Genomic DNA, 17,530 nt, shown 5'->3' with positions numbered 1-17,530 from the left:
CGTCGTTGTCCGGGTCACCGTAGGTTCACGCGCCCCCGCTTCGGCATGGGATAATCCGTCCCATGACAGCGTTGTGCAGGACGAAATGACCACGATCGCGGACGCGATGTCCACGGAGGTGAATGTCCCGTTACGGGACGTGGTCGGCAACCGGGAGCTGGCGCTGGAGGTCGTCCCGGAAACGCTGCGGCCGGGCGCGCTGGACGCCCCGGTGCGCTGGGCCCACGTGAGCGAGCTGCAGGACCCCGCGCCCTACCTGGTGGGCGGCGAGCTGATCCTGACGGCGGGTGTCAACCTGCCGGAGCACCTCGACCGGTACGTGCGCGGGCTGCGCGACGCCGGCGTGACGGCCTTGGGCTTCGGGCTCACCCCGACGGTGTTCGAGACCCTGCCGGACGCGCTGCGCCGGGCCTGCGCGCGGTACGGGCTGCCGCTGCTGGTGGTGCCGGCGCGGACGCCGTTCCTGGCGGTCAACCGCGCGGTGTCGGTCGCGCTCACCGAGGCCGGGCAGCGGGAGCAGCGGCGGATCACCGCGGCGCGGGAGGCGCTGACGCGCGCCGCGGGCGGCGGGCTCGGCGAGCTGACGTCGGCACTGGCGGCGCGGCTGGGCGCGTGGGTCGCGCTGGTCGGGGCGGGGGACGTGCTGGCGTCGGCGCACGACGCGCCGGTGCCGTTGCCGCCGCAGGTGCGGGAGCTGGTGGCGACCGTCCGGGCCGGCAGCGGGATCCGCAGCGCGACCACCGAGGCAGGCGGCAGCTTCGTGGTGGTCCAGCCGGTGTACCCGCAGGCGACGGCGTCGCACCTGGTGGTGACCGGACGGCCGCGGCGCTTCGACGGTGCCGAGCGCGCCATCCTCGCCGTCGGCGCGGCGCTGCTGGGCCTGGTCGGCCGGGCCGGTTCGGACGCGGCCGAGCTGGGCGCGGCCACCACCGGCCTGCTGCTCGGCCGGACGGCTCCCGGCGCGGTGGCCCGGTCGCTGCTGGGATCCGACGTCGTCCGGCTGGTCGCGGGGGTGCCGTACCGCCGTGGCCCCGACGAGGTGGCCCAGCGGCCAGACTGGCTGCGGGCCCGGCTGGACACGCCGCTGGTTTCGGTGCTGCCCGGCCGGTTCGTGGCGATCGCGAGTGCCGCGGCGCCGGTCGAAAGGCTGGAGGAACTGCGCGCGGCCGGCTGGCTGGCGGCCGCCGGGTCACCGGCGCCCGCCGACCGGCTGTCGGAGGCCGAAGCCGACCTGCTGCTCGCGCGGGCCCAGGCGCTCGGACGTCCGGTCGTGGCGGGGGATTCACCGCTGGACTTCGACGCATTGGTGGCTCCGGACGCTTCCCGGGACTTCGCGGAGAAGGCGTTGCGGCCCTTGCTCTCGCTCGACCGCGAGGGCGACCGGTCGCTGGTCCGCACGCTGCGGACGTGGCTGGCCCACCACGGCGGCTGGGAGCCGACGGCGGCGGAGCTCGGCGTGCACCGCAACAGCGTCCGGCACCGGATCGCCCAGGTGGAACGGGCACTGGGCGTGGATCTGGCGGACCCGGAGACCCGGATGCGGCTGTGGTTCGCCCTGCGCTGGGCCTCACCGGAGGATTCCTAGCGCCCCAAGGTGGCCTTGGTTGCGTCTGACGCACCGAAGGCCGCCTTGGTTGCTCCTCCCATGTCCCCACCGCCACCCTCGACGGAGGCGCTTCGCGCCGCGGCGTCATTCGACGCACCGAGGGCCACTTTGTGGCGCTCGGGCTCGGCCTCACCGGAAGCACATCGTCCTTAAAGGGCACTCTCAGGAAAATATGGGATTGTGGGTTCGTGCGAGTTTTGGTAGTCGAGGACGAAGAACCCCTGGCCGACGCGATCGCCCGCGGGCTGCGCCGTGAGGGCATGGCCGTGGACGTCGCGCTCACCGGGGACGACGGGCACGAGAAGGCCGCCGTCACGCGGTACGACGTCGTGCTCCTGGACCGGGACCTGCCCGGGATGTCCGGGGACGAGCTGTGCCGGGAGATCGTCGCCTCCGGGGAGCTGACCCGGGTGCTGATGCTCACCGCGAGCAGCTCGGTGTCCGACCGCGTCGACGGGCTGTCGCTCGGCGCCGACGACTACCTCGCCAAGCCGTTCGCCTTCCCCGAGCTGGTCGCCCGCGTCCGGGCGCTGGGCCGCCGGGCCACGCCGGCCGCGCCGCCGCTGCTCACCGCCGGCGACGTCGAGCTCGACCCGGCCAAGCGGACCGTCCGGCGCGCGAGCGGGCCGGTCGAGCTGACGCGCAAGGAGTTCGGCGTCCTCGAGGTCCTGCTGCAGGCCGCCGGATCCGTGGTCAGCAGCGAGGAACTGCTCGAACGCGTCTGGGACGAGAACGCCGACCCGTTCACCACGACCGTCCGGGTCACCGTCATGACGCTGCGCAAGAAGCTCGGCGAGCCGGGGATCATCGAGACCGTCGTCGGCTCCGGGTACCGGGTGCCGGAGCCGGGCGCGCCGCGCGCGTGAACCTGCCGGGCACCCGCAGCCTCCGCGCCCGGATCACCCTGCTGGCGACCGTGCTCGTGGCCGCGGTCAGCCTGCTGCTGCTCTGGCTGGCCTGGACGCTGGTGCGGGACTCGCTCGACACCGTCCCGCAGATGCCGCCGGGCAGCACGGTGGTCGTCGACGGTGTCACGGTCGACGCGTCGACGCTGGCCGAGCACCTGCGCGTGCACGCCCGCGACCGGATGCTGCTGTTCGGGTCGATCGCGTTCCTGCTGGTGGTCGCGGCCGCGGCGATCCTCGCCTGGACGTTCACCTCCCGCGTGCTGCTGCCCCTGCGCGAGATCACCGGCACCGCGCGGCGGCTGTCGGTCGAGTCGCTGGGGGAGCGGATCGGCGAGGTCCGCTCGCGCGACGAGCTGGCCGAGCTGGCCGGCACGTTCGACGACATGCTCGACCGGCTGCAGGCCGCGTTCGACGCGCAACGCCACTTCGTCGCGAACGCGAGCCACGAGCTGCGGACGCCGTTGTCGGTGATCCGCACCGAACTGGACGTCACCCTCGCCGACGACGCCGCCGACGAGGCCGAGCTGCGCCGGATGGCGGGCGTGGTCCGCGACGCGACCGAGCGGGCCGGGCAGCTCGTCAACTCCCTGCTGCTGCTGGCCAGGACCGACGGCGCCGGGCTGGCGGTGCGTGAACCGGTCGACCTCGCGGCCGTCGTCGACCGGGCCTGGCAGGCGGTGCACCGGGAGGCCGCGCAACGCGGGATCCGGGCGTCGTTCGCGACCCCGCCCGCGCCGGCGGTCGGCGACCCCGCCCTGCTGGAGCGGATCGCGGGCAACTTGCTGGAGAACGGCGTCCGGCACAACGTCGAGGGCGGCTGGCTGGAGGTCGTGACGCAGCCGGGGCCGCAGTGGTCGACGCTGCGGGTGCGGTCGTCGGGCGGACTGGTCGACCCGGCGACGGTGGCGGAGCTGTTCGAGCCGTTCCGCCGGGCGGGCGTGGCCCGCACGGCCCGGTCGGGCGCGGGCCTGGGCCTGTCGATCGTCCGCGCGGCGGTCCAGGCCCACGGCGGCAGCGTCACGGCGGAGCCGATCGTGGGCGGCGGCCTGGGCGTGACGGTCCACCTCCCGGTCCGCTGACCGGTGTCGTGAGTGGGAAGCAGGGCTAGAACCCTGTTTCTCGTCCACGACCGGTGAGGGCGAGACCGGCGCGGAGAACGCCGGCCGCGTGGAGCATGGCCGCGTGGGCGTCCGGGTCCACGCCGACCCGGTTCGCGAAGCCGTGCAGCTGGCCCTCGTGCCGCCGGTGCACCACCGGTACGCCGGCGTCGGCCAGCTTCCGGGCGTAGGCCTCGCCTTCGTCGCGGAGCAGGTCGAAGCCGCAGGTGGCCACGTACGTCGGCGGGAGGCTGTCGAGAGCGTCGTCGTACAGCACCGAGGCTCGCGGGTCGGTGTACTCGGCCGGGTCGCGCAGGTACTGCGCCCGGTACCAGGCCCACTCGTCCCGGTCGAGACGGAAGCCCGTCCCGAACTGCCGGTGCGACTCCGACTCGCCGAGCGCGTCGGTCGCCGGGGTCAGCAGGAGGCCGAACGCCGGCCGCGGGACCTCGCCGCGGGCACCCGCGTGCGCGACCACGGCCGCGAGGTTGCCGCCGCTGCTGTCGCCGCCCACCGCCAGCCGGGCCGGGTCGATGCCGAACTCCGCCGCGTGCGAGGACACGTACGCGAACGCGGCCACCGCGTCCGAAGCCGCGGCCGGGAACGGGTGTTCCGGCGCCAGCCGGTAGCCGATCGACACCACCCGCACCCCGGCCTCCTCGGCCAGCAGCCGGCACGCGCCCTCGTGCGTGTCGAGGCTGCCGAGCACGAACCCGCCGCCGTGGAAGTACACGAGCCCCGGGCCGGGCGCCGGGACCCCGGCCGGCTCGTACCGCCGCAGCGGCAGCGGCCCGCCGGGCCCCGGCCACGACGAGCCGGACGTCCGGACGCCGGGGCAGACGCCGGCGCCGGCGAGCGCGCCCGCCAGGTTCAGCTCGGCCCGCGCCCGCTCCAGACTGCCGTTGTGGTGCGGCGCGTCGAACGGCGCGAGGCGCGCCACCCGCATCAGCACGCGCGCCGAGACCACCGGCTGACGTCCGTCGACCACGACCGGACGTCCCGCGAGCACTCGCAGCACCGGTGACGGCAACCGCAGCAGCCACCGCAGCCCGGTCATGATCGACCGGACGAGCAGCCGCCGGAACAGTCCTTTCAGCACACGTCCACGAAAATCGGGTTCGCGTACAACCACAAGTCCTCGAACGGGTTCGCCTGCCCGGCGACGTCCGGAGCCGGCTCGCCGTCGCCGTTCGTCCCGCGGATCCGCGCGTAGAACGGCGCCCGCACGTTCCGGAAGGTGTGCCGGAACACGACCTGCCGTCCCGGTGCCCACCGCGGCTCGAACGACTCGGCGACCCGGGTGCCGGGCGCGGTCATCGCGTCGCGGTCGGCGGCCGGGCCGGTGACCGGGCCCGCGACGACGTCCAGCCGCGCCAGCCGCGGCACCGACCCGCCGCCGTTCGGCCGCGACGCCAGCCGCGCGCCGACCACGACCGTGACGTCGGAACCGCGCCGGACGCGCAGGCGCCCGCCGAGCGTCGCGGCGGAACCGCCGCCGTACGCGCCGACCTGCAGGTCCTGCACCAGGCCGCCGTGCGTGAGCCAGATCCGCCCGGCGCGCAGGCCCTCGAGGACGCCGTCGAGGCTTCGCCGCGTCACGCCGACGTACGTCCGGCTGAACTCTCCGGGGTAGAAGTCCGCGTACGGCGCGAGCAGCTGCGGAACACCCGAGTCGACGGGGTCGGGGAACTTCCCGTGCGTGTCGTACCAGTCGCCGGGCACGTCCGGCCGCACGAGCGTGTCGCCGCGGTTGTAGTGCGAGTCGGAGTTCGTGGTGATCCACCACGGCTTGCCCTCGGCGAGCAGCGAGTCCCACAGCCCGCCGACCTTCGCCGTCGCCCAGTCCCAGCCGCCGTGCGTCCGGTACGCCTCGGCCGGGTAGCCCGGCCACGAGTTCGCGCCGGGGCTGTTCGCGTAACCGCCGCGCGCGCCGCCGTTGCCGGACGGCTTCGGGAAGCCGTCCGCCTGCGCGCCGGGCGCGCCTTCCATGCCGATGACGATGTGCGGCGCGGCGTCGCGGTAGGCACGCAGCTCGTGCGGGGCGACGCGGCCGTTGCGCAGCGGGTGGTTGATCAGCACGACCGGCGCGTGGATCCGCCGCGCGCGTTCCTCGTCGGCGAGCCAGCGAAGCGCCCGAAGCGCGAGGGCCTCGTTCGCCGGGTTCGACGCCTCCGAGTTCGTCAGCCGCCAGTCGAAGGTCCGCTCGAACTCGCGCAGCTTCGCGGCCTGCTGCGCTCCGGCCTGGAAGAACACCGTGGCGTGCTCGGCGCCCGGGACGTTCCACTCCAGGCCGTGCCACAGCAGCAGGTCCGGGTACTTCGCCCGGGCGGCGAGGAAGTCGGCTTCGGTGGGCTCGACCGACACCTTCTCGTGCTCGGCGTGGCCGTGGTCGGTGAACACGATCCAGTCGGCGCCGTGCGCGCGCCCGCCGCGCGCGATCTGGTCGATCCGGTACATCGCGTCGTACGAGTACTGGCTGTGGGTGTGGTGGTCGCCGGCCAGCCACTGGTAGCGGCCGCACACGCGGCCGAGATCGAGATCGAGGCCGGCGGGGGCCGGGAGGGGCACGCCCGCGGCGGCGGCCGCGAGCCCGGCGCCCTTGAGGAACCGGCGTCTGTCGGTGGTCACGGCCGGACGCTAAGCCGCCGGAGTGAACGGACGGTGTCCCGGCGGCCAACGTGTGCTGTGATCTTGGAGGTGACGCACAAGCCCCTGAGCCGGACGGTGCTGCCCGCGGCCGCGACGGCCTTGGCCGCCGGGGCCGGGCTGGCGTTCTTCGTCGCGGCGCTCGTGCGGCCGCCCGCCCTGCCGGTGGACACGAACCCCGCGCCGCTGGCCGGCCACACCCCGTGCGCGGCGGTCGTCCTGGTCTTTCCGGCCGGCGAGGATACGTGGGCCGCGGCACGGTCCTTCCGCGACGACCCGAAGGCGCGTCGGGTGTTCGTCGACCCGCCGTCGGTCTTCCTGCTCGCCGTCCCGGGGACCGACCTGAAGGCGTGGGCGCGGGAGCTGCACAGCCGCTACCGGACCGCCGAGCGCGTCACGGTGATCGACGCGGACGCGGCGGCGGCGCAGCTGAAACTCACCGCGCCGCCGCCGAAGTGCCCTCGCGAGGGCGAATACTAGGAAGCCGGGACCGAGGCCACGCCCGGCGCGAGGAACGGCTTGCCGTTGACCCGCTCCGACACGCCGGTGCGGTCCAGGTACGGCGTGATGCCGCCGTTCCAGAACGGCCAGCCCGCGCCGAGGATCAGGCACAGGTCGATGTCCTGCGCCTCGGCGACCACGCCCTCGTCGAGCATGATCCGGATCTCCTCGGCGATGGCCGACAGCGCCCGGTCGCGCACCTGCTCCGACGTGGACGGCTTGTCACCCTGGGTCCACAGCTCGGCGACTTCCGGGTCGACGGACTGGTTGCCCTGCTCGTCCCAGATCCAGACGCCCTTCTTGCCCGCCTTGACGAACTTCGCGAGGTTCTCCGACACGGTGAACCGGTCCGGGAAGGCCTCGTGCAGCGTCTCGCCCACGTGCAGCGCGATGGCCGGGCCGACGAGCTGCATCAGCGTCAGCGGCGTCATCGGCAGGCCGAGCGGTTCCAGGGCCTTGTCGGCGACGTCGAACGGCGTGCCCTCGTCGACGGTGACCAGCACCTCGCCGAGGAAGCGCAGCAGCAGCCGGTTGACGACGAACGCCGACGCGTCCTTCACCAGCACGCTCGACTTCTTCAGCTGCTTGCCGACCGCGAACGCCGTCGCCAGCGAAGCGTCGTCGGTCTGCTCGCCGCGGACGATCTCCAGCAGCGGCAGCACGGCGACCGGGTTGAAGAAGTGGAAGCCCACGACGCGCTCGGGGTGCCGCAGCTTCGACGCCATCGCGGTGATCGACAGCGACGAGGTGTTCGTCGCCAGGATCGCCTCGGGCGAGACGTGCTGCTCCAGCTCGGCGAACACCTGCTGCTTGACGCCCAGTTCCTCGAAGACGGCTTCGATGACGAAGTCGGCGTCGGCGAACGCGGCCTTGTCGAGCGAACCGGACACGAGCGCCTTGAGCCGGTTCGCGCCGTCCGGGGAGACGCGCTTCTTGCTCAGGAGCTTGTCGATCTCGGCGTGGACGTACCCGACGCCCTTGTCGACGCGTTCCTGGTCGACGTCGGTGAGCACGACCGGCACCTTGAGCCGCCGCACGAACAGCAGCGCGAGCTGGCTGGCCATCAGGCCGGCGCCGACGATGCCGACCTTGTTCACCTTGCGCGCCAGCGACTTGTCCGGCGCGCCCGCCGGGCGCTTGGCGCGCTTGTTGACCAGGTTGAACGAGTACAGCCCGGCGCGCAGGACGTCGGACATCAGCAGCTCGGCGAGGCCGTCGGTCTCGGCGGCGTACCCGCGGTCGAGGTCGTTCTCCTTCGCGAGCTGGAGGAGTTCGACGGCCTTGGTCGCACCCGGCGACGCGCCGTGCGTGCGCCCGTCCACAATGGACTTCGCGCGGGCGATGGCCGCGTCCCACGCCGCACCGCGGTCGATCTCGCGGCGCTCCGGCGTGATCTCGCCGTTGACCACCTTGGCCAGCCACAGCAGTGACTGCTCGAGGTAGTCGGCCGAGCCGAAGACCGCGTCGACGATGCCGAGCTCGGCCGCCTGCTTGACGTTGAGCATCTTGTTCTGCGCCAGGGCGTTCTCGATGATCACCGTGACGGCCGCGTCCGCGCCGATCAGGTTCGGCAGCAGCTGCGTGCCGCCCCAGCCCGGGAACAGCCCGAGGAAGACCTCCGGGAAGGCGATGGCGGCGGTGTTCTCCGACAGCGTCCGGTAGTGGCACGAAAGAGCCAGCTCCAGGCCGCCGCCCATGACCGCGCCGTTGACGAAGCCGAAGGTCGGGATCTTCGACTCGGTGAGGCGGCGGAACACGTCGTGCCCGGTCTGGGCGATCTCGCGCGCCAGCTTCGGGTCGCTGACCTGCTCGACGCCGGACAGGTCGGCGCCGACGGCGAAGATGAACGGCTTGCCGGTGACGGCGATCGCGGCGGGCTCGGCCTCGAAGGCCTTGTCCAGCGCCGCGTTCAGCGACACCAGGCCCTGCGGGCCGAAGGTGTTCGGCCGGGTGTGGTCGTGGCCGTTGTCGAGCGTGATGAGCGCGACTGGCTTGGTGAGCCCGGGGACCTTCACCAGGCGCGTCACGGCGTGCGTGACGACCTCGTCCGGGAAGGCGGCCTTCGCTTCTTCAGCGGTGAACGTCATTTACTTCGCCCCCTCGAAGGCCGGGTTCTCCCAGATCACGGTGCCGCCCATGCCGATGCCGATGCACATCGTCGTCATGCCGTAGCGCACGTCGGGCCGCTCGGCGAACTGGCGGGCCAGCTGCGTCATGAGCCGGACGCCGGAGGAGGCCAGCGGGTGACCGCAGGCGATGGCGCCGCCCCAGACGTTGACGCGCGGGTCGTCGTCGGCGATGCCGAAGTGGTCGAGGAAGGCCAGCACCTGCACGGCGAAGGCCTCGTTGATCTCGAACAGGCCGATGTCGTCGATGCCCAGGCCGGTGCGCTTGAACAGCTTCTCGGTGGCCGGCACCGGGCCGATGCCCATGACCTCGGGCTCGACGCCGGCGAAGGAGTAGCCGACGAGCCGCATCGCGACCGGCAGGCCCAGCTCGCGGGCGGTGTCCTCGTCGGCGAGGATCGACGCGGTCGCGCCGTCGTTGAGGCCCGCGGCGTTGCCCGCGGTGACCCGGCCGTGCGGGCGGAACGGCGTCTTCAGCTTGGCCAGCTGCTCGACCGTGGTGCCCGGCCGCGGCGGCTCGTCCTCGGTGGCCAGGCCCCAGCCCAGCTCCTCGGAGCGCGTGGCCACGGGAACCAGCTCGGGGCCGATCTTGCCGGTCTTGACGGCTTCGGCGTACTTCTCCTGGCTGCGCGCCGCGTAGGCGTCGGTGCGCTCCTTGGTGATCGCCGGGAACCGGTCGTGCAGGTTCTCGGCGGTCTGGCCCATGACGAGCGCGGTCGGGTCGACCAGCTTGTCGGCGATGATCCGCGGGTTCGGGTCCACACCTTCACCCATCGGGTGGCGGCCCATGTGCTCGACGCCACCGGCGATCGCGATGTCGTAGGCGCCGAAGCCGATGCCGGACGCGGTGGTCGTGACGGCGGTCATCGCACCGGCGCACATGCGGTCGATGGCGAAGCCGGGCACCGACTTCGGCAGGCCGGCCAGCAGCGCGGCGGTGCGGCCGATGGTCAGGCCCTGGTCGCCGATCTGGGTGGTGGCGGCGATGGCCACCTCGTCGACGCGCTCGGGCGGCAGCTCGGGGTGCCGCCGCAGCAGCTCGCGGATGGTGTTGACGACGAGGTCGTCGGCGCGGGTCCCGGCGTAGATGCCCTTGTCGCCGGCCTTGCCGAAGGGGGTGCGTACCCCCTCGACGAAGACGACGTTGCGCACGCCTCGCGCGTTCGGCGCGAGCGGCGGTGTCGATGCGGCCACGAATGCTCCATGAAGTAGACGTTTTCCTCGGGGGTCCGGGTGGCGGAGCCCCCGGCCCGGAGCAGCGCCCCGGTTGTCACAGCCGCACGATAGCCCTTGTTACCCGTCGGTAACCAGTGGTGTGGCCCGGTCGAGTGGGCTACGGCACAGTTTTCGGCGTGAGCGTCTGGCCCTTCAGCAGCCAGGCGACGCCGAACGCCCACACCGCGACGCTCTCCAGCCACAGCGCCGGGTGCCAGTCCGGCACCAGCCGCAGCGAGCTGGTCAGCGCGATGAGCACCAGCGCCGCCAGGATCACGATCCCGCACCCGCGGTAGACGATTCCCGTGCCCGGCGGCTGCTCGCCGTCGTGCGGGAACAGCCGCAGGCAGAAGTACGCCAGCATCAGGAAGAACACCGCCGCGAACGCCAGGTGCAGCACGCCGGACGTGCGGTCCCAGGCCGTCACGTCGTGGGCCGGGGTCGTCGGGAACAGCGCCAGCCCGATCGCGCCCAGCCCGGCGACCGTGCTCGCGATGTTGTCGATGTAGTCGTGGCCGTAGTAGGCGAGCAGGAACACCCCCGCCGCGCACATCGCGCCGACGAACACGTCCCGCAGGTCGGTGTAGTAGTACCCGCTGAGCGACCCGATCAGGTCGCCGCCCTGGACGAGCTGCTTGCCGAGGATCAGCACGACCGGCAGCGCCAGGCCGATCGTGCCGATCGCGCGCCGCAGGTACAGGTAGGAGTGGACGAGCGGGGTTTCGGTCGCCGTGGTCATGGCCGCCTCCGGGGGGATCGCTACCGGGTACATCGGCACGCCCGGCGCGGCCGCTGAAGGCTCGTTACCGCGCCGGGCAGCTGATCGTTACCCGCGGAGGTGGGCCAGCCAACCGCCTTTCGCCGAAATGTCCGCCGCGCCTTCCGTCGCCGCCGGTTCGCAGAGGAAACCGGGTACCCGCGTGCCGTCCGCCAGCTCCACCTTGCCGATCGCCAGCGGCGACGGTACGCGGGCCACGAAGTCCCCGAAGCCCGCCACCGGCAGCTCCCACACCTCGGCCGCGATCGCCACGCCGCCGGACGCCACGCGCACCAGGCCCGGCTTCGGCGGAACCGTGTCCAGCGCGTACAGCCGGTACGACGGCGAAGTCGGCACCTCCGCGACGAACCGGCCGCCGCGGGAGGTCAGCTCGTGGTTCAGCGGCTGGCCCCGCAGGTGCGCGCCGACGACCACCAGCGGGATCCGCTCGGCCCGCAGGCGCGCCAGCGCCACCAGCTTCAGGTCGTCGTGCGGGGCGCCGAGGAACATCACGCCGAACGGCCGTCCCGCCACCGTCCCCGCGGGCACGGCCAACGCCGGCAACCCGAACAGGTTGGTCGAGTTGGTGAACCGGCCCAGGCGCGCGTTGACCGCCACCGGGTCCGCCGCGACTTCGGCGAGCGTCGGGTGCTCGGTCGTCGTCGGGAGGAGGATCGCGTCGACGCCCGCCAGTGTGGCCAGTGCCCGTGTCCGCAGGCCCGCCACCCTCGCCTGGTCGGCGAACAGCCGGTGCGCGGGGATGTCCCGCGCCGGCCCGATGATCGACCGCACGACCGGGTCGACGGCGTCCGGATGGGCGTCGACGAACTCGCCGACCGCGGTGTACCGCTCGGCGACGAACGCGCCGCCGTACAGCAGCCGCGCCGCCTCCAGGAACGCCGAGACGTCCACTGTGGTCACTTCGGCGCCCGCCGCTGCGTAGTCCGCCACCGCGGCGTCGAACGCCTCCGCCCAGCCGGGCGCCAGCGGGCCCAGCTGGTCCGGGGCCGGGACGCCGAGGCGGAACCGTCCCGTGTGGACCGGTGCCGGCTCGGCCAGGCAGGTCAGCGCGAACGCCGCCTCCTCGGCCGTCCGGGCGAACAGCGAGACGCAGTCGATGCTCGCGCACGCCGGGACGACGCCTTCCGTCGGCAGCAGCCCGGGCGTCGGCTTGAGCCCGGCGATCCCGTTGAACGCGGCGGGCACCCGCCCCGAGCCCGCCGTGTCCGTGCCGAGAGCGAGGTCCGCGATGCCCAGCGCGACGGCCACCGCCGACCCCGAGCTGGACCCGCCCGAGACGTACGCCGGGTCGGCGGCGTTGCGGACCGCGCCGTACGGGCTGCGCGTCCCGACCAGGCCGGTGGCGAACTGGTCGAGGTTGGTCGTGCCGAGCACCAGTGCCCCGGCCGCGCGCAGCCGCGCGACGACCGGCGCGTCGGTCTCCGGCTTGTACGCGTACGCCGGGCACCCGGCCGTCGTCGGCAGCCCCGCGACGTCGATGTTGCCCTTGACCGCGACGAGCTTGCCGCGGAGCGGCAGCCCGCGCTCGCCGAGAGCGGCGGCCTCGGCGAGCACTTCGGCTTCCGGCCGCAGATCGATCCAGATCTCCGGCCGGCCGACCTGCTCGATGCGCCGGTAGGCGGCCCGCACCCGCTCGGTGACGGCGTTCATCCGAGCACCACCAGCGGCGTGCCGGGGGCGACCTGGTCGCCGGGGGACACGAGCACTTCGACCACCTCGCCGCTCGCCGGCGCGGGGATCCGCGCCTCCGTCTTCATCGCTTCCAGCGTCACCAGCGGCTGCGCGTCCTCGACGCGCTCGCCCGCGGCGACGTCGACCCGCCACACCGTCGCCGCGAACGGCGCCTCGACGACGTGCCCGCCCGGCGGCGCCTCGACCCGCGCCGGCGGCCGGGTGACCGGTTCCGGCTTCGGGTCGAACTCGCCCGCCGCGGCCCACGCCTGCCGTTCCGCCTCGAACGCCGCCGCCTGCGTCGCGCGGAACGCGGCGATGCTTCCGGCGTTGTCGCCGAGGAACTTCTGGTAGTCCGCGAGTGCGAACGACCCGTCCGTGACGTCGAGTTCCAGCTTTCCGGACGCGCTCTGCGCCCGCAGCTCCAGCAGCTCCTCCGCCGACACCGGGTACCACGAGATCCGGTCGAAGAACCGCAGGGACCACGGGCGGTCGCCGCCGTGCCAGCTGTTCCACACCTGCACGGTCCGCCCGACGAACTGGTAGCCGCCCGGGCCCTCCATGCCGTAGATGCAGAGGTACGCGCCGCCGATGCCGACCGAGTTCTCCGCGGTCCACGTCCGCGCCGGGTTGTACTTCGTCGTCACCAGCCGGTGGCGCGGGTCCAGCGGCGTGGCGACCGGCGCGCCGAGGTAGACGTCGCCCAGCCCGAGCACGAGGTACTCGGCGTCGAACACCGTCCGGTAGACCTCGTCCACACTGGACAGCCCGTTGACGCGCCGGATGAACTCGATGTTCCACGGGCACCACGGCGCGTCGTCGCGCACGCCGGTCATGTACCGCTCGATGGCCTCGCGCGTCGCCGGGTCGTCCCACGACAGCGGCAGCCGGACGCTGCGGCTGGGCACCACGAGGTCGTGCGTCGGCGGCAGGTCCCGCTCCAGCTCGCGCACCAGCCCGAGTGCCTTGCCCGCCGGCAGCGCGTCCGGGTCGACGTGCACCTGCAGCGACCGGATGCCCGGGGTCAGGTCGACGATCCCCGGCACGCCCTCGGCCGCGAGCCGCTCCGCGAGCGCGTGCACCCGCATCCGCAGGGCGAGGTCGAGCTTCATCTCGCCGTACTCGACGAGCAGGTTGTCGTCCCCGCTGCGGCGGTAGGTCACGGACGGTTCGCCGCCGGAAGCGGGCAGCCGGGCCAGGACGCCGCCGTCGTGGCGGGCCGCCCGGGTCGCCGTGACCGCCGACGCGGGACGCTGCCGCAGCGCCGCCGCGTGGTCGGTGTCGATCGGCACGAACCGCACGGTGTCGCCCGGGCGCAGCTGCCCGAGCTTCCACCGCTCGCCCGTCGCCACCGTCGCCGGGCAGACGAACCCGCCGAGGCTCGGCCCGTCCGGGCCGAGCAGGATCGGCAGGTCACCGGTGTAGTCGACGGCGCCGATCGCGTACGGCGTGTCGTGGATGTTCGACGGGTGCAGGCCCGCCTCGCCGCCGTCGGGCCGCGCCCACTGCGGCCGCGGCCCCACGAGCCGGACGCCGGTGCGGGCGGAGTTGAAGTGCACCTGCCAATCGGTGGCGTAGAACACCTCGACGTCTTCGGGGGTGAAGAATTCCGGCGCCGCGTGTGGTCCTTCGAGCGCCCCGATCGTCCAGTGGGACCCGAACCGCGGGCGCTCGGCGGGCGGCACCGGGCCGACGACCGGGTCCGCCGGGGCCGGGCCGGGGTGCAGGACGTCGCCGGCGGCGAGCGCGCGGCCGCCGTGCCCGCCGAACCCGCCGAGGGTGAACGTCGCCGCGCTGCCGAGGAACGCGGGCACGTCGACGCCGCCGCGGACCAGCACGTAGCTGCGCAGGCCCGTCGTGCACGCCCGGACATCCAGCACCGCACCCGCGGGCACCGCGACGGGTGTCCACAAGGGAATCTCGCTGCCGTCGACGAGCACCGTGGCCGGCGCGCCGGTGACGCACAGGTGCGTGACGTGCGAGAACCGCAGCGTCACGCCGTCCACCGTGCACTCCAGGCCGGGCGCGCCTTCCGGGTTGCCCAGCGCGAGGTTGCCCAGCCGCAGCGAGCGGTCGTCCATCGGCCCGCTCGGCGGCACGCCGACGTGCCAGAACCCGGTCCGGCCCGGCCAGTCCTGCACCGTGGTCATCGTCCCGCCGCGCACGACCTCGATCCGGGGCTCGCCGTCGACGATCGCGTCCAAAGTGGACGTCGTGTGCGCCGCCGCGCCGAACGCCGCGTCCGCGGCCGCCGCGCGAAGCTGCCCGAGGTTGGTGCGGACACCGTCGATGCGGGTTTCCGCCAGCGCACCGCGGAGGGCGGCCAGCGCGCCGGCGCGGTCGGGGCCGGTGCAGATCACCTTGGCCAGCAACGGGTCGTAGTGCGTGGTGACCGTCGTGCCGGGCTCCACCCAGGTGTCCACCCGGGCGCCCGCGGGCAGCGCGACCCGCGTGACGAGACCGGCGCTCGGCCGGTGCCCGGCGCTCGGGTCCTCGGCGTACACGCGGGCTTCCACGGCGTGCCCGCGCGCGACCGGGACCGCGCGGAACATCGCGCGGTCGCCCTGCGCGAGCCGCAGCATCCAGGCGACCAGGTCGACGCCGTACACCGCCTCGGTGACCGGGTGCTCGACCTGCAGCCGCGTGTTGACTTCCAGGAACGCCGCCTCTTCGCGGTCGGGGTCGTAGACGTACTCGACCGTGCCCGCCGAGCGGTACCGCACCGACGAGCACAGCGCGACGGCCGAGCCGGCCAATTGCTCCCGGACGGCGTCGGGCAGGTCCGGCGCCGGGCACTCCTCGACGACCTTCTGGTTGCGCCGCTGCAGCGAGCAGTCGCGCGTGCCCAGGGCCAGTACCTCGCCCAGGCCGTCGCCGAACACCTGGACCTCGACGTGCCGGGCGCGTCGCACCAGCCGTTCGAGGAACACCCCGGCGTTCGCGAAGCTCTTGGCGGCCACGCTGCGGACGCTGTCCCACGCGTCGCGCAGCTCGTCCGGGGATGCGCACGCGCGCATCCCAATCCCGCCCCCGCCGCCGGTCGCCTTGAGCATCACCGGGTAGCCGATGTCCGCCGCGCGCGCGAGTGCCTCGTCCACATCGGACAGCAGACCGGTACCGGCCAGCAGCGGCACACCCGCGGCGACCGCCGCTTCGCGCGCGGTGTGCTTGCTGCCGAACACTTCCAGGTGCTCCGGCGACGGCCCGGCGAACACGATCCCGGCGTCTTCGCACGCCCGAGCGAAGGCCGCGTCCTCGGACAGGAAGCCGTAACCGGGGTGGACCGCGTCGCAGCTCGTGTCGAGCGCGGCACGGACGATCGCGCCGGCCCGCAGGTAGCTTTCGGCCGCGGGCGCCGGACCGAGCCGCACGGCCCGGTCCGCGAGCCGGACGTGCGGGGCGAGCCGGTCGGCGTCGGAGTACACCGCGACGGTTTCGAGGCCCAGCTCCTTCGCGCTGCGCAGGATCCGGACCGCGATCTCGCCGCGGTTGGCCACGAGCAGCCTCACCGGCCGCCTCCCGGGGTGGTGACGACCATCCGCACCGGCGTCGGGTCGAAGCCGTTGCAGGGGTTGTTGATCTGCGGGCAGTTCGACACGAGCACCAGCACGTCGGTCTCGGCGCGCAGCCGGACTTCCAGGCCCGGCGCGGAGATCCCGTCGACGATGCCGAGCGTGCCGTCCGCCTCGACCGGCACGTTCATGTACCAGTTGACGTTGCCGACCAGGTCCCGCTTGCCCAGCCCCCACTTCGCGCCCTCGATGAGGAAGTTCTCGACGCAGGCGTGCTGGAAGCGCGTGTGCTGGCCGTAGCGCAGGCTGTTGGATTCCTTGCTGCACGCGCCGCCGAGCGTGTCGTGGCGCCCGCAGGTGTCGGCGACGACGGTGAGCAGGGGCGCGCCCTCCTGGGTGCGCAGGACGCTGCCGGTGGTCAGGAAGATGTTCCGCTGCGCGGCGATCGTCGCCGCCGCGCTGTAGCGCTTGGCCGTGTCGCCGGCGTCGTAGCAGAGGAAGTCGACGGCCTGGTTGCCGCCGAGGTCGATGATCGTCAGTTCCTGGCCCCGCCGGAGCACCGTCGAGAACGGGGCCCGCGCGGGCACGTCGAAGGTCAGCTCCGGCTGGGACCGGTACGCCGTGCTCATGCGATCCCCCGTGCGGTGAGGTAGTCGGCGGTGTTCTCGAACGCGCGCCGGGCTTCCGGCGTGTGTGTCCATTCCGGACTGTCCGGGGTGGACGTAGTGGCGCGCCAGGCCAGTACTTCGAGGTTCGTCACGGTGTAGTCCGGCCGCGGGTCGACCGGGTGCGCGACGTTGGCGATCAGCACCACGGCCGGGATCTCGATCCGCAGCTCGACGGACTTGCCGGCGCCCGCCGAACCGGTGAACTCGAGGCCGCCGTCCGGCCGGACACGCACGCCCTGGAAGAACGACAGGCTCGGCGGCAGGTCCCGCGGGCCGAGCCCGTTCTTGGCCGCGGCCAAGGTGAACAGCGCCAATCCGGCGGGGGAGGGGCCCTGCGGGGCGCCGTCGCCGTAGCGCTCGGTGTTTCCGTCCACAGTGGACGTACCGCACAGGGCGTCGTGGTGGCCGCTGGTGTCGGCGACGATCGTGGCCAGGACGCGGCCCTGGTCGGACAGCAGCGCCACCTTCTCGCCGAGGTAGGCGTTCCACTGCACCTTCACCGTGTCGGCGGCGTTCAGCCGTTCCCACGGCTGGTCGGCGTTGAACAGCAGCAGGTGGGCGCAGGCGTCGCCGTCGGTGTCGGTGAGCCGCAGCCGCGTGCCGCGGGCCAGCACCTTGTGCGTGTACCCGCCCCCGGCAACGGTTTCGGCCCAGGTCAGCGCCTCGGGTGCGACGCCGGGCGGAGGTGACGGCCACGTGCTCGCCGGGATCGACGGCATCGTGTCGACCACGGTGCCTGCCTGGGCACGGGCGTGGTCCCGGGCGCCGTAGGTGGTGGCGGTGGTGCTCATGGGCGTCCTCT

General features: G+C 73.6%; 13 protein-coding genes. 4 read left to right on the top strand and 9 right to left on the bottom strand.

The annotated features are described in order from the left end of the window. Positions 1 to 85: 85 nt before the first annotated feature. From BT341_RS35595 to BT341_RS35585, 3 genes are all read left to right on the top strand, one after another. A complete protein-coding gene (locus tag BT341_RS35595) occupies positions 86 to 1,585 on the top strand; it encodes a PucR family transcriptional regulator (protein ID WP_177328975.1) in 1,500 nt (499 codons plus the stop codon). Between the two features lie 209 nt (positions 1,586 to 1,794). Continuing rightward, on the top strand, positions 1,795 to 2,472 hold the full coding sequence (locus BT341_RS35590; RefSeq protein WP_072480390.1) for a response regulator transcription factor: 678 nt from the start codon (positions 1,795 to 1,797) through the stop codon (positions 2,470 to 2,472). After that, positions 2,469 to 3,593 (top strand): sensor histidine kinase, encoded by a 1,125-nt coding sequence (locus BT341_RS35585; protein ID WP_072480389.1) that lies wholly within the window; start codon positions 2,469 to 2,471, stop codon positions 3,591 to 3,593. Before BT341_RS35590 ends, BT341_RS35585 begins: the two co-directional genes overlap by 4 nt. 25 nt (positions 3,594 to 3,618) lie before the next feature. On the opposite strand, the gene BT341_RS35580 is transcribed toward BT341_RS35585, so the two are convergent. Together BT341_RS35580 and BT341_RS35575 are read right to left on the bottom strand one after the other, a co-directional pair. After that, complete coding sequence (locus BT341_RS35580) at positions 3,619 to 4,710, bottom strand: alpha/beta hydrolase (RefSeq protein ID WP_084743117.1); 1,092 nt, start codon at positions 4,708 to 4,710, stop codon at positions 3,619 to 3,621. Further along, positions 4,704 to 6,239, bottom strand: a complete 1,536-nt coding sequence (locus BT341_RS35575) for a twin-arginine translocation signal domain-containing protein (protein ID WP_072480388.1) — start codon at positions 6,237 to 6,239, stop codon at positions 4,704 to 4,706. The genes BT341_RS35580 and BT341_RS35575 overlap by 7 nt, the downstream gene beginning before the upstream one ends. A gap of 69 nt (positions 6,240 to 6,308) precedes the next feature. On the opposite strand from BT341_RS35575, the gene BT341_RS35570 reads away from it, so the two are divergent. Further along, entirely contained in the window at positions 6,309 to 6,737 is a 429-nt protein-coding gene (locus BT341_RS35570; RefSeq protein WP_245805230.1) for a hypothetical protein, read from the top strand. On the opposite strand, the gene BT341_RS35565 is transcribed toward BT341_RS35570, so the two are convergent. The 7 genes from BT341_RS35565 to BT341_RS35535 form a co-directional block, all read right to left on the bottom strand. Then, positions 6,734 to 8,845, bottom strand: a complete 2,112-nt coding sequence (locus tag BT341_RS35565) for a 3-hydroxyacyl-CoA dehydrogenase NAD-binding domain-containing protein (RefSeq protein WP_072480386.1) — start codon at positions 8,843 to 8,845, stop codon at positions 6,734 to 6,736. The two genes, BT341_RS35570 and BT341_RS35565, sit on opposite strands and share 4 nt — an antisense overlap. Beyond that, the gene (locus tag BT341_RS35560) at positions 8,846 to 10,036 is read right to left on the bottom strand and encodes a thiolase family protein (protein ID WP_072480385.1); all 1,191 of its coding nucleotides are present in this window, start codon (positions 10,034 to 10,036) and stop codon (positions 8,846 to 8,848) included. A 181-nt stretch (positions 10,037 to 10,217) separates the two neighbouring features. Further along, a complete protein-coding gene (locus BT341_RS35555; RefSeq protein WP_072480384.1) occupies positions 10,218 to 10,838 on the bottom strand; it encodes a DUF998 domain-containing protein in 621 nt (206 codons plus the stop codon). A gap of 87 nt (positions 10,839 to 10,925) precedes the next feature. Then, a complete protein-coding gene (locus tag BT341_RS35550) occupies positions 10,926 to 12,527 on the bottom strand; it encodes an allophanate hydrolase (protein ID WP_072480383.1) in 1,602 nt (533 codons plus the stop codon). Further along, on the bottom strand, positions 12,524 to 16,057 hold the full coding sequence (gene uca / locus BT341_RS35545) for an urea carboxylase (RefSeq protein WP_072480382.1): 3,534 nt from the start codon (positions 16,055 to 16,057) through the stop codon (positions 12,524 to 12,526). The genes BT341_RS35550 and uca overlap by 4 nt, the downstream gene beginning before the upstream one ends. Next, a complete protein-coding gene (locus tag BT341_RS35540) occupies positions 16,054 to 16,689 on the bottom strand; it encodes an urea amidolyase associated protein UAAP2 (RefSeq protein ID WP_072480381.1) in 636 nt (211 codons plus the stop codon). The genes uca and BT341_RS35540 overlap by 4 nt, the downstream gene beginning before the upstream one ends. Beyond that, positions 16,686 to 17,519: an urea amidolyase associated protein UAAP1 gene (locus BT341_RS35535; protein WP_072480380.1), complete on the bottom strand. Its 834-nt coding sequence runs from the start codon at positions 17,517 to 17,519 to the stop codon at positions 16,686 to 16,688. Before BT341_RS35535 ends, BT341_RS35540 begins: the two co-directional genes overlap by 4 nt. Positions 17,520 to 17,530: the final 11 nt, after the last annotated feature.

Source organism: Amycolatopsis australiensis, assembly GCF_900119165.1.
Classification (GTDB): domain Bacteria; phylum Actinomycetota; class Actinomycetes; order Mycobacteriales; family Pseudonocardiaceae; genus Amycolatopsis; species Amycolatopsis australiensis.
Note: the sequence above shows the minus strand (reverse complement) of the source record. Positions and strands in the feature narration are given on the sequence as shown.

Coding starts and splice junctions, on each gene's coding strand:
- BT341_RS35550 (WP_072480383.1), bottom strand. CDS start 12,527: ATGAACGCCGTCACCGAGCGGGTGCGGGCCGCCTACCGGCGCATCGAG.
- BT341_RS35565 (WP_072480386.1), bottom strand. CDS start 8,845: ATGACGTTCACCGCTGAAGAAGCGAAGGCCGCCTTCCCGGACGAGGTC.
- BT341_RS35595 (WP_177328975.1), top strand. CDS start 86: ATGACCACGATCGCGGACGCGATGTCCACGGAGGTGAATGTCCCGTTA.
- BT341_RS35540 (WP_072480381.1), bottom strand. CDS start 16,689: ATGAGCACGGCGTACCGGTCCCAGCCGGAGCTGACCTTCGACGTGCCC.
- BT341_RS35535 (WP_072480380.1), bottom strand. CDS start 17,519: ATGAGCACCACCGCCACCACCTACGGCGCCCGGGACCACGCCCGTGCC.
- BT341_RS35555 (WP_072480384.1), bottom strand. CDS start 10,838: ATGACCACGGCGACCGAAACCCCGCTCGTCCACTCCTACCTGTACCTG.